13 protein-coding genes, 1 tRNA gene and 4 pseudogenes are annotated in these 13,419 nt (G+C 37.5%); 7 read left to right on the top strand and 11 right to left on the bottom strand.

Features of this window, described 5'->3' with window-relative positions; genetic code table 11:
- Positions 1-397: 397 nt before the first annotated feature.
- From ACFINM_RS07955 to ACFINM_RS07945, 3 genes and pseudogenes are all read right to left on the bottom strand, one after another.
- On the bottom strand, positions 398-571 hold the full coding sequence (locus ACFINM_RS07955; protein WP_375612544.1) for a hypothetical protein: 174 nt from the start codon (positions 569-571) through the stop codon (positions 398-400).
- 176 nt (positions 572-747) lie between these two features.
- Positions 748-1,226, bottom strand: a pseudogene (locus ACFINM_RS07950) (crossover junction endodeoxyribonuclease RuvC).
- A gap of 83 nt (positions 1,227-1,309) precedes the next feature.
- A complete protein-coding gene (locus tag ACFINM_RS07945) occupies positions 1,310-1,630 on the bottom strand; it encodes a hypothetical protein (RefSeq protein ID WP_375641033.1) in 321 nt (106 codons plus the stop codon).
- 50 nt (positions 1,631-1,680) lie between these two features.
- Here ACFINM_RS07945 and ACFINM_RS07940 point away from each other — a divergent pair, with 50 nt between their 5' ends.
- Both ACFINM_RS07940 and ACFINM_RS07935 read left to right on the top strand, forming a co-directional pair.
- Positions 1,681-2,331 (top strand): S24 family peptidase, encoded by a 651-nt coding sequence (locus ACFINM_RS07940; RefSeq protein WP_375641032.1) that lies wholly within the window; start codon positions 1,681-1,683, stop codon positions 2,329-2,331.
- A 131-nt stretch (positions 2,332-2,462) separates the two neighbouring features.
- Positions 2,463-2,624 carry a hypothetical protein gene (locus ACFINM_RS07935; RefSeq protein WP_375621638.1) on the top strand — a complete coding sequence of 54 codons (162 nt, stop codon included), beginning with the start codon at positions 2,463-2,465 and terminating at the stop codon, positions 2,622-2,624.
- Between the two features lie 103 nt (positions 2,625-2,727).
- On the opposite strand, the gene ACFINM_RS07930 is transcribed toward ACFINM_RS07935, so the two are convergent.
- Positions 2,728-2,850, bottom strand: coding sequence for a hypothetical protein (locus ACFINM_RS07930; protein ID WP_375641031.1), 123 nt, complete (start codon positions 2,848-2,850; stop codon positions 2,728-2,730).
- Between the two features lie 166 nt (positions 2,851-3,016).
- On the opposite strand from ACFINM_RS07930, the pseudogene ACFINM_RS07925 reads away from it, so the two are divergent.
- The 5 genes and pseudogenes from ACFINM_RS07925 to ACFINM_RS07905 form a co-directional block, all read left to right on the top strand.
- A pseudogene (locus ACFINM_RS07925) lies at positions 3,017-3,627 on the top strand (phage antirepressor KilAC domain-containing protein); the annotation flags it as partial.
- Positions 3,628-4,564: 937 nt separating this feature from the next.
- Positions 4,565-5,344 (top strand): annotated as a pseudogene (locus ACFINM_RS07920) (ERF family protein).
- A gap of 1 nt (position 5,345) precedes the next feature.
- Positions 5,346-5,970: pseudogene (locus ACFINM_RS07915) on the top strand (lambda exonuclease family protein).
- Between the two features lie 69 nt (positions 5,971-6,039).
- Positions 6,040-6,528 (top strand): DUF488 family protein, encoded by a 489-nt coding sequence (locus ACFINM_RS07910; protein ID WP_273791658.1) that lies wholly within the window; start codon positions 6,040-6,042, stop codon positions 6,526-6,528.
- A gap of 96 nt (positions 6,529-6,624) precedes the next feature.
- Positions 6,625-6,828, top strand: coding sequence for a helix-turn-helix transcriptional regulator (locus tag ACFINM_RS07905; RefSeq protein ID WP_375641030.1), 204 nt, complete (start codon positions 6,625-6,627; stop codon positions 6,826-6,828).
- 90 nt (positions 6,829-6,918) lie between these two features.
- Here the strand turns inward: ACFINM_RS07905 and ACFINM_RS07900 are convergent.
- The 7 genes from ACFINM_RS07900 to rnpA all read right to left on the bottom strand — a co-directional run bounded on the left by ACFINM_RS07900 (position 6,919) and on the right by rnpA (position 13,381).
- Positions 6,919-7,003 (bottom strand) — tRNA-Leu (locus tag ACFINM_RS07900).
- A gap of 114 nt (positions 7,004-7,117) precedes the next feature.
- A complete protein-coding gene (locus ACFINM_RS07895) occupies positions 7,118-7,738 on the bottom strand; it encodes a 2,3-bisphosphoglycerate-dependent phosphoglycerate mutase (protein WP_375630331.1) in 621 nt (206 codons plus the stop codon).
- A 28-nt stretch (positions 7,739-7,766) separates the two neighbouring features.
- Positions 7,767-8,579 (bottom strand): 4-hydroxy-tetrahydrodipicolinate reductase, encoded by an 813-nt coding sequence (dapB, locus tag ACFINM_RS07890; protein ID WP_375621625.1) that lies wholly within the window; start codon positions 8,577-8,579, stop codon positions 7,767-7,769.
- Between the two features lie 1,108 nt (positions 8,580-9,687).
- Positions 9,688-10,380, bottom strand: a complete 693-nt coding sequence (locus ACFINM_RS07885; RefSeq protein ID WP_375612254.1) for a glutathione S-transferase family protein — start codon at positions 10,378-10,380, stop codon at positions 9,688-9,690.
- A gap of 139 nt (positions 10,381-10,519) precedes the next feature.
- On the bottom strand, positions 10,520-11,164 hold the full coding sequence (gene yihA, locus ACFINM_RS07880; RefSeq protein WP_375641029.1) for a ribosome biogenesis GTP-binding protein YihA/YsxC: 645 nt from the start codon (positions 11,162-11,164) through the stop codon (positions 10,520-10,522).
- Positions 11,161-12,999, bottom strand: coding sequence for a membrane protein insertase YidC (gene yidC, locus ACFINM_RS07875; protein ID WP_375612256.1), 1,839 nt, complete (start codon positions 12,997-12,999; stop codon positions 11,161-11,163). Before yidC ends, yihA begins: the two co-directional genes overlap by 4 nt.
- The gene (gene rnpA / locus ACFINM_RS07870) at positions 12,989-13,381 is read right to left on the bottom strand and encodes a ribonuclease P protein component (protein WP_375612257.1); all 393 of its coding nucleotides are present in this window, start codon (positions 13,379-13,381) and stop codon (positions 12,989-12,991) included. Before rnpA ends, yidC begins: the two co-directional genes overlap by 11 nt.
- Positions 13,382-13,419 lie beyond the last annotated feature (38 nt).

Below are 13,419 nucleotides of genomic sequence, written 5' to 3'. Positions count from 1 at the left end.
GAACCGTTCGAATTCTAACAGCGCCTCATCATGGGTTAGCCTTTATCGATTGCGTATTGCAAATTAGGTTCAAAATCCTCAGGTAAGCGAAAATCATCTTTTGATTTAGTCCGCTTTGCTTTTTGGGGAACGTTCTTTTGCTTGTGATTGGGAGGTTGGTTTTCTACATCCGTTGTGATTTGCTCTGGTTAGCTTCCGCAAGCATGAATCTCTATTGACTCATGAACCTGTTCGTTTGTTTCTAAATTTTCAGAACAAATTTCTTTTTTGCTAATACGATAGTATTAGTTTTTTATTATAACTGTTATTGTTTATGTTATATATGGGCATCATTAAGCATTACTTTAGCATCGTTAAGCATATCACAAGCATCATTTGTATGTTTATCCCATCTTGCCTACGCTGCTTTCTTTGCTCTCTCTGATAACGTCTTTGACCGTGACGTCTTCGATACCTTCTCTAAACTCTCATTAGAGTTATTGAGTTCTTCTTCAACTTTTAAACTCCATAAACACCCATCGTCTAAACGTTCGATATGACCTGTGCTTATTAAAACTTCTAACGCTTTCATGAACATTTTTACTGAACAGCCAGTGTAATCAGCCCGGACCTTCATATTATTTAAAAGTGGTTTTCCAGTATAAAGCATTTGCAAGCGTAACTTTATGTAAACTTTGCACTCAAAGGGAAATAAACAAGCAAGATCAAGAATCCATTTATCTGCAAATAGCCTCCGTCCACGGTAATTTATTGGACATGTATACCCTCTTCTTGCATTAAATATAAAATTGCTAAAGCATCTGCTTCTTTGTCGTCTTTAGGCGTATGTCCTTTTGTACACACCGCCTAAATCATTTCTTCTTTTGAGGCATTTCCTTTTCCTGTTGTTGCCTTCTTAATTGTGCCAACAGGAATGCCTTCATATAGTATCTGATGATGTTCACACCACGCTGTTAAGGTTGCTAGAAAGCCTCCGTAAATATGAGAAGCGTTTGTACCCACATGCCGGCGCACCTCTTCAAAATACACCGCGTCAATTTCATCAACGGACCTCTTTAGTTCAGTGAGCCACCGTTTAAAGCGTAAATAACGCATACCACCGCCTTCAAAACGGCGTGATTGAAAATCTTCTGTATCGCTTGTTATGTGACCATCTGCACCACGATCGCTCAGCCTGTCTTGGTCCCTAGATCAAGACATAAAATAGTTTGTGCGGTAGTGATCATAATCCCCCTTAAGGCTCTACGTATTTATGCGTGCGCATGGTGACGCGTAATCTATTAATTTGATCTCTTTATTTAATGCTTTTTTAAGAGTGTGAATGATGCTGTTGATGTTCATTACTATCTGTAGAAGCAGCAATAAAAGCAGATTGTGAAGATAATTTAGAATCACATGATTGCGTCCTATAAAAAAACGAGAAAAAGTCTTCTGCCTTAATCGGTGCTCCAATTCTTTTGGCTTCATTCAAAAGAATTGGGATATGTTTTGTTGGAATTCTCCCACCAGTTCCACCTTTTGATATAGGACGGAGCCAGGCATACACGCGTGTTCTATGAACCCCAAGCAGCTGAGATACTACCCTACGAACCCCACCTACCAGATTTATTATTTCCGAAAATTGTTTCACAGCACGTTATGTAGCGATTATAAAAACAATATCAAGAAGGAAAATTTATAATGAAACTACATGTTGCTAAATTAGAAAATGACGATTGTATACAACGTACCTACAATAAAGATATGACAATAAGTATCTCGCAATGGTTACAAAATGCCTTATCTGAAGCTGGATTAAGCCAATTAGGGCTTTCAAGACAGCTAACCGCTTCTTTAGGTCGCTCAATAGATCGTGCTGCCGTCAATAAAATGCTAAAAGGAACAAGAGATATTTCTGCTCGAGAATTATTAGAAATATCAAAGCTTACAGGTGCTTCTATTCCCACTAATCACTTAGTTCCTTTGATCGGATCTGTAGGAGCCGGAGGAGAAATAATCGCAATAGATTCTGGTTGTCTAGAAGAAGTAGAAGCCCCGCCATCTGCTCCTAAAGGAACTGTTGCTGTTCGCGTGGTAGGTGATTCTATGTTTCCAGCCATTGAAGAAGGAAGTCTTCTTTTTTATTCCTATCATTTGCTATCAGAAGATCTTATTAACAACCGCGCTATCATAAAAACTAAATGTGGAAAAGTTTACATCAAAGTATTACGTTTCGGAAAAGAAAAAGGGAAATGGGTTTTATCCAGTATAAATGGAAAATATGTCGATATCGTAGATGTAGAATTAGAATGGTGTGCACCTATCGACTGGATTAAGCCAGCCAAAATATGAATTAATATTTTTATACTTCTCTTCAAGCAAGCCTTTAGTTTATTACTTTAAAAAAATTTTTCAAAATCGCTACATTGGTATCCATAAACCACGCACAAACAATTGCCAAGAGGCGTTAGAGAGGAGAAATTATGGAAAATCCAATTCTTATAAATTCTGATGAAATTTTATTAGTTGTATACGATGATGATCAAAACATTGGTCGGTCAGGACCTCTGGATGAAAGCCAAGTTCTAAAAATTATTGACGAGGCAAATAATGAAATCCAAATCTTTCGCATCAATCCTTCTTAAAAGAGCTGCGAAGATATATCTGAAGATATCGCAGAATTTTATCTTAGAGAACATGAAGAACAGTGTTTTAACGGAAACATACCTCATGACGTTATTTTACACATTACAGCATACGTTTTTTTAGACGATATAAAACAGCATGAATATAACGATGCAATGTATGATTCTTACGAACAACAACACCGTTTGCATCCTTGTGATGTGCTTTAAATTCTGAAGGGCGCATTTAAAAGCGCCGCCCCCTTTCATTCATCAATCCCATCAACATGAGGTTCGTAATGGAAAAGCCTATTGCTATCCAGCACAATACAATCAAACACGAAACCGTTCAAACGGTCAACGCACGTGAGTTACATGAATTTTTGGAAATAGGGAAAGATTTCTCTACTTGAATTAAGGATCGTATTCATCAATATGAATTTGAAGAGGAAAGTGATTTTATAAAAACACAAGATTTGCGGTCCACAAAATTGGGGAGCGCAAAATCTAGAGCTGTTACAGCCATAGACTATCACCCCACATTAGACATGGCAAAAGAGCTCGCCATGGTAGAGCGTAATGAAAAAGGTAAACAAGCCCGTCAATATTTTATTGAATGTGAACGGCGTGCAAAGAAACCTTTAGACCTTGCAAACGCTTTAGAAGACTCTCTCTTTGTGAAAAAACTGCTTTTAGAAAGTGTCACACAATTAGAGACTTTAAAAAGTGAAGTGGGTATCCTTAAACCCAAAGCAGCTGCTCTTGAAAGTTTGCAACGTCACAACGGATTCTTCGGTCTTACAGAAGCCGCTAAAATACTCGAGATACAACCAAAACAATTCATTCTCTTCTTACAGCAAAAAGGGTGGTTTTACAGACGAGCAGCAGGTGGAAATTTGCTACCGTATCAAGACAAAATCCAAAAGCAACTTATGGATTGTCCGACCATCCACTTCAAACCGCAAATGGAATAGAAAAAGTTGTACCAGCAGCAGAAGGCATTGGTTTACAGTTTCAAGAGCTTATAAAGATAAAGCATGCATTAAGAGCAACAATCATGGAAAAGAAATACGAAATGACTGATGAAACAATAGAGTTTGCTGGAAAAACTCTTCACTGAATTAAAGCCTTAAGAGATTTTGATGCTATTAAAGCAGGCGACCTAGGCGGCTTTATACAAAAAGAAGACAACCTCAGTCATGATGGTAATTGCTGGGTAGGTGATGATGCAAAAGTCTATGGTTATGCCAAGGTTTTTGGTGATGTTTATATTGATAACATTTCTGGTATTTATGAAAATGCATGTGTTTTTGGTAGTGAATCTGTTACCAGAGGAACTAATATTTTTGGCAATGCGCAGATTTTTGGACATATTCGTGTTTTTGCCAATGCACAAATTTACGAAAATGCACAGGTTTCTGGTGTTGCATTTATTAGTGGAAAAGCTAAAATTTATGACAGTCCATTGATTTCCATCAGAGCAAAAATTGGAGGAAATGCCAAAATCCATGGTTATGCCTTTATTCAGGGAAACGCAGAGATCATCAATGATGAAATCATCACAAAGGGCGAGAGGCAATAAACCATGGAAAAAAATACGAATTTACTGATGAAATAGACATTCTCTATCGTCGCCCAGTTCGTCGCATGCGTGCACTGAGAGACTTTGGAAACGTTTGTGTTGAATCCAATGCACATATTTTCGATAATACGCAAGTTTACGGAATAGCCGAAATTCACGGCAATGCAATATTTGTGAAAAAGCTCATATTGGTGGTGATGCTGTTGTATGTGGTAACACATGTATTTCAAGCAACACACATATTAGTTATAATAGAAAAGCCCGAACATATCCCTAGGAAAAGACAGAGCGTATAAGCCCTTTCTAACAGCCAAACCAGCCTTTTAAAACATGCGTGATTCACGCCACACGTGAATTGCGCGTAATGGAGGAAATCAAAATGAGTGAACAAAACACTAACCTAATAGAAATTGAAGAAACACATCATTTAGCCGTCGAACAAACTGCTATGGAATGTATTTTAAATAAAGCCTTAGAAAGTGACGTCAGTATTGACCGCTTAAAGCGTCTTCTTGATTTAAGAGAAAAAGAAATAGAACGACAAGAGCGCCAAAACTTTGTCCGTGATCTTTCGGCTATGCAAACAAAATATCAAAATATTGAAAAAACTCTACAATCACCCATACAAACAGCAAATACGCTATGCTTGATCAGTACATTGATGCTGTAAAGGACGGGCTTGCAAAATACAAATATATTAAACATTAAACAGAAAAAAAACGTTACCATAGAAATAATTCTGTCTCATCCTTCAGGAAATCAAATCTCAACAGAAGGAACATTTCCAATTGACAGTACAGGCTCTAAAAATAGCATACGATCAGTTGGTTTTACACTTACCTACGGGAGATACCTGTTAGGCATGCTTCTTAATGTAGCAAGTAAAGAAGACGATACAGATGGTCAACCGCGAACCAAAGAAGGCGATACAAATAATCAAAAAGTTTCCTCTAAACAGATAAAGCAAATCGAATAATTAATTAAAGAAACAGGGACAAATGAAATTAGTCTTCTCTATTTTGCAGAAGCAGGAAAACTAACAGATATGTCTTGTGAAAAAGCAGAATTGGTTTTGGGGCATTTGGAAAGAAGAAAAAATATTCAAAAAGAAAAAGCTCTACAATCGCTCCCATCACAAGAGCAACAAACGGCGGTGTGAGATGGAGCAACGAACAGCAGAATGATTTTCAAGCAAGTCTAGGGAAAGTCATCGCATCAAACATTTACAACATACTCAATAAAAATACAAAAGGATTGCCTACGAGCAAATATGAAGACTACAAAATCAAACTCATAACAGAGCGTTTAACAGGCGAAACAAGCCCCTATTATGAAACTGAAGATATGAGATGAGGTATCGAACATGAAGAAGATGCCTTGAGAGAATATGGTTTCATTTATGATGTCAATATAACAAAGTGCGGCTTTATCCAACACTCCACAATAGAAATGGCGGGGGCTAGCCCTGATGGTCTCATTGGAGAAGACGGTTTAATCGAAGTCAAATGCCCGAGATCAGTAACACATATGCGCTTTTGTATAGGTGACGAAATCAAACCAGAATATCACGCACAAATGCAATTCCAAATGGCTTGTACAGGACGAAAATGGTGTGATTTCGTAAGCTATGACCCACGTTTTACGGGGGAATTCTTTCACTTACGCATGAAAGTCAAGCGTGTTCTCCGTGATGATCAACAAATTGAACAGATCAATCAAGCTGTTGAAACCTTTTTAGCAGAGATAGAACGAGAGATAAAACAACTCTCAACAAAAGCTGCTTAACCTTATGGGGGTGTTTTGTTCCCCGCATATCTACGAGCACCCCCACCCTTTCACATAAGGAAATTAAACGTGTGTAACATCGAACATATTATCATACAGCCTGCTAAAGATGAGGAATTTTGTTTTTTTACCATTGGCTATGAAGGTAGGTCCCTTGAGAATTATCTTAGTTGTCTCATAGAAAACAATATCAAAACTTTATGTGATGTTCGTAAAAATCCAATAAGTAGAAAACACGGATTTTCAAAAAGACAATTAGAGCAAGCTGTAAGCAACATTGATATTGAATATATGCATATGCCTGAACTTGGAATTGCCTCTGAAAAACGAAGAAATTTGAAAACACAAAAAGATTATGACCGCCTTTTTAAAAATTATCGAAATACAACTCTCAAGAATAATTCTTGTGCAATAAACAAATTATATCAAATTTTTTTAAACAAAAAGCGCGTTGCAATCACCTGTTTTGAAGCCAATGTATGCATGTGTCATAGAGGACAACTCGCATTAGCTCTTACTCAATTGCCTGATTGGAAATATGAAATTAAGCACATCTAAAAAATAAACTTGCAAATTTTTAAAAGTTGGAGTGCTTCACATGCCTTCCAGCACTCCCACCCATTTAATTAATATAAAAAAGAGAAAGGTAATGAGATGATATTTGATGATGGAGATAGATATGTAACGACACGTGAGTGTGCACAGCTTTTTAGTGTATCCACAACAACGATTCGCAATTGGGTGCTTCAGGGGTTGTTTCCGGAGCCATATAAGCTAGGGAGAGCAGTGAGGTGGAGAAAAAAAGAGATCTTAGCCTTCATTCCAAAGAAAAATAAGGAACAAATAGGAGTAAATTAGATAAAGTTGTATAAACCGTAAAGGGTGGTCTAAAAACAGCTCTTTAAAGAAAAAAATATATATATATTTCAATACATTAAAGATAAAATTTGGTGCCCAAAAGAGGACTCGAACCTCCACGCCTTACGGCACGGGTACCTGAAACCTGCGCGTCTACCAATTCCGCCATTTGGGCTTATAAAATTCATCTAAGCGCATGAAGCAACTCTGTCAATAAAATTATAGAATTTATTTTTTCAGCTTAAAACGATAGCATTGAACTTTTGAGGGAGATCATGATTTTAGAAGTTTAAGGTGTGAGGACTGTCTTTGATAAAATTGTTGAATCCGGATTAAATGTGTAAATAATAGGAATGCCGGTCGCTAATTCTTGAGATATAATTTCCTCACCGGAGAGACCTTCAAGCGCCATAATAAGAGCACGAAGAGAATTTCCATGTGCTGCGATCAAAACAGTTTGGGAGCGCAAAATATAAGGCTGGATATGGTAAAGATAATAAGGCCAGATGCGTGCACCGGTATCGCGTAGGCTTTCCCCATTCGGCGGCGCAATCGTATAGGAGCGGCGCCACATTTGCACTTTCTCCTGCCCCCATTGTTGGCGTACTTCATCTTTATTTAAACCAGAAAGATCACCATAATTACGTTCATTTAATGCGGGATTTTTTATCACTTCTAAATCTGATTGTCCCATTTGCTCTAAAATGTGCTGAGCGGTTTTTTGAGCTCGCTGTAAGGCAGATGTATAAGCGATATCAAACCTCAAACCATATTCTTTCAGTTTTTTTCCTGCTGCTATCGCTTCTGCATGACCTTTTTCTGTTAAATCGGGATCTTTCCAACCGGTAAAAAGGTTTTTGAGATTCCATTCACTTTGTCCATGACGAATTAGTGTAAGTATGCGTCCCATTATAAATTGCCTCTATTCTATTGATTGTTTAAAATTCATCGTTCAATCCCAAAACATCGAACATTGAATAAAGACCGCTTTCATGATTTTGTGCCCATAAAGCTGCTTTTAATGCGCCATTGGCAAAGATAGAGCGTTCTTGCGCTGTATGTGAAAGAACAATGCGCTCATTGGAACCAGCAAAAATGACACTGTGTTCTCCAACAACTGTCCCACCACGTGAACAGGAAAAGCCAATGGCGCCTTTTTTGCGTTTACCTATATGACCATTGCGTTCATTGACACACACATTTTTAAGCATAACATTGCGGCCTTCAGCTGCTGCTTGGCCAAGAAGAAGGGCTGTTCCAGAAGGAGCATCAACTTTGTTAGCGTGATGCATTTCATAAACTTCGATATCAAAATCATCGGCTTCTAATGCTTTAGCGGCTTTCTTTACAAGGTTGGCTAAAAGATTTATTCCAAGGCTCATATTTCCGGATTTGACAATAGTTGTATATTTCGCAAAATCTGCAATTTTTTCTTCTTCTGTTTTGCTAAATCCTGTGGTGCCAATAATATGGACAAGGCTTTTTTGAGCAGCGTAGTTAGCATAAAGAATACTGGCTTCTGGTTGTGAAAAATCTAAAATACCTTCTGTATTAGAAAAGGCATTTTCGGGATTGTCAGTGATACTAATCCCAAGAGAATCTGAACCAATTAAGGCACTGGCATCTTTTCCTACAAACGGTGAGCCTTTACGTACAAGAACAGCACAAAGCTCTACATCTTTCCTCTGCTGGATTGCTGTAATGAGTTCACGTCCCATTCTTCCATTTGCACCAACAACTGTAAGGCGCATTTTTATCTCCTTATGATACTTTACTGTGCAGTATAGGCAAATTCTTGCCTTCTTTCCAATGGTTCTTTTTCTTTATAGAAATTTTTTCCTTCTTTAATTTATCTTGTTGTGCTGTAAAACACTGTTGTTTAGAGCAAGTGATATAAGATCTACAAATTTAAATAGAGATGTTTTTCGTTAGAGTGTGAGATGAATATTCTTAAGTAAGGTTTGCTTATGAAACCTTATGAAGATTGTGTATTACTTTACGCTTTTTTTTCGTTCTTTAAAGGGGAGCGTTCTTCATGCAAAATAAGATCTCCCAAACAAAATAGACCTATGTTGTCAATTCATGCGCTTTTCTTAAAGAAATATTTATCAATTCTTCTAAACTTATTTTATGATAGTGCTCGTGAGTGGTATCACGAGAGAATATCCATGAATAATATAAAATCTATTCTGCGCCACTATCTTTATGCTTCATAAATAGAGCAAATCAACATTATCATACGTTTTGTTAGCCTTTAATGTTTTAACTTAGTCATTTTCACTCATCAATTCCATTTGTGACGCATAAGAAAACGATTATTTATCATTGTATATCAATACGTTATCCATAAATAAAATCACGTAAAAAGGGGTAAAAACAAGGGGCTAACAAGAAGTTGGATTATTTACACACGAGAGTTGGGCGGATTCTTCATCTTTTAGGAAAGTCAGTTGAAAAAATTGTTATGTTGTAAAAACGCATGATGAGGCTTTGTTTATTATAAAGAAAATAGGATATATATTATGCAATGCGTTTTTTCATATATTGGGGAGAATGGAGTATAACATGCGTTAAGTATTGTTATTTTATTTGCCTAGCTTCTAATGATGCTACAGCTCTTGTATTTAAAGAGAGTCTTTAAAATCCTTTCTTAAGTATTTCTTATCCCTGTGCTGATCTTTTTTGTGACACGATAAGAAAGTGATTTTTGTGATTCAATTATAATGGGTTTTATTCTCTGTTTAATACGATCATAAATCAATGTATTATTATATTGTTTATACGCATGCATAAAAATTCATAAACCTATAAATATCCTTTAGATAAAATATCACTTTTATTTTTGTTTGTGAGAGAAGGCTAGAAATCAAGATCTGCATAGTGAGCACTTGCAACAATTCCGCGGACGCGATCTGTTAAAAGAGAACGAAAAGAAGGGCGTGATTTAATTCTCATATACCAGTCTTTGGCAGCAGGAGATTGTTCCCAGTCAATTTCCCCTAGAAAGTCAAGTACAGAAATAGAGGCTGCTGCTGCTAGATCTGCATAGGACAAGGCAGAACCGACTAAGCTATCGCGAGAGGCACAGAGCCAATTGAGATAGTTCATATGTGGTAAAATATTGGCACGTGCATTGCGTAAAATTTGTGAATTAGGAGCACCACCGCCAATGGCAAGTGGCATTTCACGTTTATGGATTCGTTCTCGTACGATATGGCGCGTTGCTTCATTTTCGAATTTATTTAAGAACCAGTCATTGAGACGGCGTACTTCCGCACGATCTAAAGGATTTTCTGGAAAGAGCTTATTTTCTTGTCGTAAACTTCCATGTGTTTCGTCTAAATATTCGCAGATAACAAGAGGACCTGATAATGGAACCTCGTGTTCATCGAGAAAAACAGGAACATGACCAGCGGGATTGAGGGCTAGAAATTCGTGTCTTCTTGCCCATTCATATTCTTCAATCAGTTGAGTGGTTACACCATATTCCCCAAGAATGAGGCGTATGAAGCGCGAGGCAGAGGATAGGGGAGAGTGAAAAAGTGTCAGCATAATTTACACTATCAAATAGAGTTGAAGAGAATTCTTTCAAGTAATCATTTTTATAAAGATGCTTGACTAGAAGTACAAGATCATTAGTAGTTGCTAGTAATTATAATTAATAAATTGTTAATGACTAGGAATTGTTCTCTTATGCGATGGTTTGCAAAATGGCAGCACGTAATTCTTCTAAACCGATAGCTTTTTCTGAAGAGGTTACAAGAAGCTCAGGATAAGCTGCTGGGCGTTTAAGAAGCTTTGTTTGTGTGCTCATAATTAATTTTTCCAAAGCATTTGATTTGATTTTATCGCTTTTTGTCAAAACAATGTGATAAGAAACAGCTGCTTTATCAAGGAGAGCAAGAACACCTTCATCATTATTTTTGATTCCGTGCCGTGAATCAATCAAGATATATACACGTTTTAACGTTGTGCGCCCCCGTAAATAGCTAAAAATCAAATTTGTCCACGCATCAACAAGATTTTTAGGAGCAGCAGCAAAACCATAACCAGGCATATCTACTAATGCTAGAGGGGGAAGGTCTCCTAGTTGCCCACTGAATCCATCGGGGACAAAATAATTAAGCTCTTGAGTCCGTCCTGGTGTATTTGAGGTACGTGCTAAGCTTTTTTGTTGGACGAGTGCGTTGATTAAAGATGATTTTCCAACATTGGAACGACCTGCAAATGCAATTTCTGGTGGTCCTTCAGGGGGGAGAAAGCGTATTTCTGGTACACCACGAATAAAAATCCAATTGCGAGAAAAAATTCCAGAAAGGGAAGAATCTCTTGTCATTCATGCACTTCTTTTTTGGGTGATCTTCTCCAGATGGCTTTCAGATTATCAAAAAGCTCAATTTTAACTCCTTGGCGCTTCATCATGATACCTTGCTGAATGATTGATAATATATTGTTCCATGCCCAATAGATGACGAGACCAACAGGGAAAGAGGCGAGCATAAAAGTAAAGACAACAGGCATCCATGTGAATATCATCGCTTGGGTTTGGTCTTGAGGAGCAGGATTCATACGCATTTGTAAAAACATCGTTATTCCCATAATCAAAGGCCATGCACCAATCATAAGAAATGTTGGCGTTGTATATGGCAAGAGACCAAACAAGTTAAAAAGAGAAGTTGGATCGGGTGCCGCTAAATCTTTAATCCAGCCAAAGAAAGGGGCATGGCGCATTTCAATAGTGATATAGAGAACTTTATAAAGAGCAAAGAATATTGGGAATTGAACCAACATTGGCCAACAGCCTGCAAGGGGATTTATTTTTTCGGTTTTATATAGATCTATTATTGCCTTTTGTTGTTTGGTTTGGTCATCGGGATACTTTTCTTTTATTTCTAGCAACCGCGGTTGTAAAAGCTTCATGCGTGCCATAGATTTATAAGATTTATTGGCTAGAGGGAAAAGAAGAGTTTTTAAGAGAACTGTGACAAGAAGGATGGCGATACCAAAATTCCCTGTTTGTTTATAAAGAATATCAATGAGGGAAAACATTGGTTTGGTGATGAAATCAAACCAGCCCCAATCAATTAAAAGAGCAAACTTTTTTATTTTTAGGTCATTTTGATAATTATTAATAATTTCAACTTGTTTTGCACCAGCAAAAAGACGATTTGTAACAGTTTTTGTTTCATTTGGGGCAATCGTTAAAAGCGACCCTAGCAAGTCAGACTGATAATGCGTTTGCAAACGATCAAAATAAATAAAACGGCTTGTATATTCTTTATTTTGCGGGGGAATAACTGCTACAGCCCAATATTTATCGGTAATACCAATCCAACCTCCTGTTACTTTGGAAAAAGTCATGCTTTTTTGCCCATTATCAGGATTTGGGTCAAGCTCTGCTAAGGTTTTATATTTTTCAGTTTTGAGCGAATCTCCTGCAATACCTATCATACCTTCATGAAGTAAATAGGTTGCATTTGTATGTTCTGGTGGTGCAGCACGTGCAACGCGGGCATAGGACGAGAGATGTATTGGTTGATCACTTTCATTGCTGATAGAATCCTCAATGGTAAACATGAAATGATTATCAACAGAAAGGGTCCGCCGGAAGATTTGTCCCTGTCCATTATTATAAATTAAAGTGATGGGTGTTGAAGGAGTCAGGATTGTATTGTTTCCCTCTATTTGCCATTTTGTATCCGATTGTGGCAAGGCTTTTGCTGGCAAAGACGCACTTGCAAAACCAAATTCAGCAAGGTAGGTTGTTTTGAAACCTTTAGGATTTAGCAAATCGATTTCCGGTGATTTTTTATCGACTGTTAAACGATATTTTTTGAGGTGAAGATCATCAAATTGTGCACCAACAAGATTAATAGAGCCTTCCAGTTCATTGGTTTTGATCGCAATACGCTCTGTTTTGTCCAATACAGCTTTCCGGATTTCAGGTGTCATGGGCTGTTCGATGATAGATGTAGCTTGATACGTTGAGGTATCATCAGAAAAATCTGTCGTGGTAGTAGAAAGGGCTGATTGTTGTTTTGACAATTGCTGTGCGATGACTTGTTGTTTTTGTAACTTTGCTTGTTTGGGAGCAACATGAAGAAATTGCCATGCGATGAGCACTACGAAAGATAAGCCAATAGCGATAAAGAAATTGCGATTATATTCCATCCGTACACCCTTGTTGTTGTTGCTGATGTTTAATTTTTGGTTTTATTCGCCGATTTAATTCACTAATCAAGGATGTAAAAGGTGCATGTAACACATCACGGTACGCTACAATGACATAGTCTGTTCCTGCTTCCATGTGGTTTGTTACACCAACTCTCACGGCCTCACGCAAGCGCCTTTTGATACGATTACGTTTCACAGCGTTACCGTTTTTACGGGTAACAGTGAAGCCTACACGTGCAAAAAGAGAATCTTTTCTTTCTGTTGTTTGTTCACGAGATTTAACTTCGAGCAAAAATAAAGGACCACGTCGTTTTTCTCCTGTACGGACAGCCAAAAAGTCTGCTCTTTTGCGAATACGGCAGGGATGTTTTTTCTTCATAAAAGAATATTTCGCAATTTCATTAAATGCCTGCAAGC

The organism is Bartonella sp. AA168HLJHH (assembly GCF_042197365.1).
GTDB lineage: Bacteria > Pseudomonadota > Alphaproteobacteria > Rhizobiales > Rhizobiaceae > Bartonella.
The sequence above is the reverse complement of the archived record's forward strand: the minus strand, read 5'-3'. Positions and strand labels throughout refer to the sequence as shown.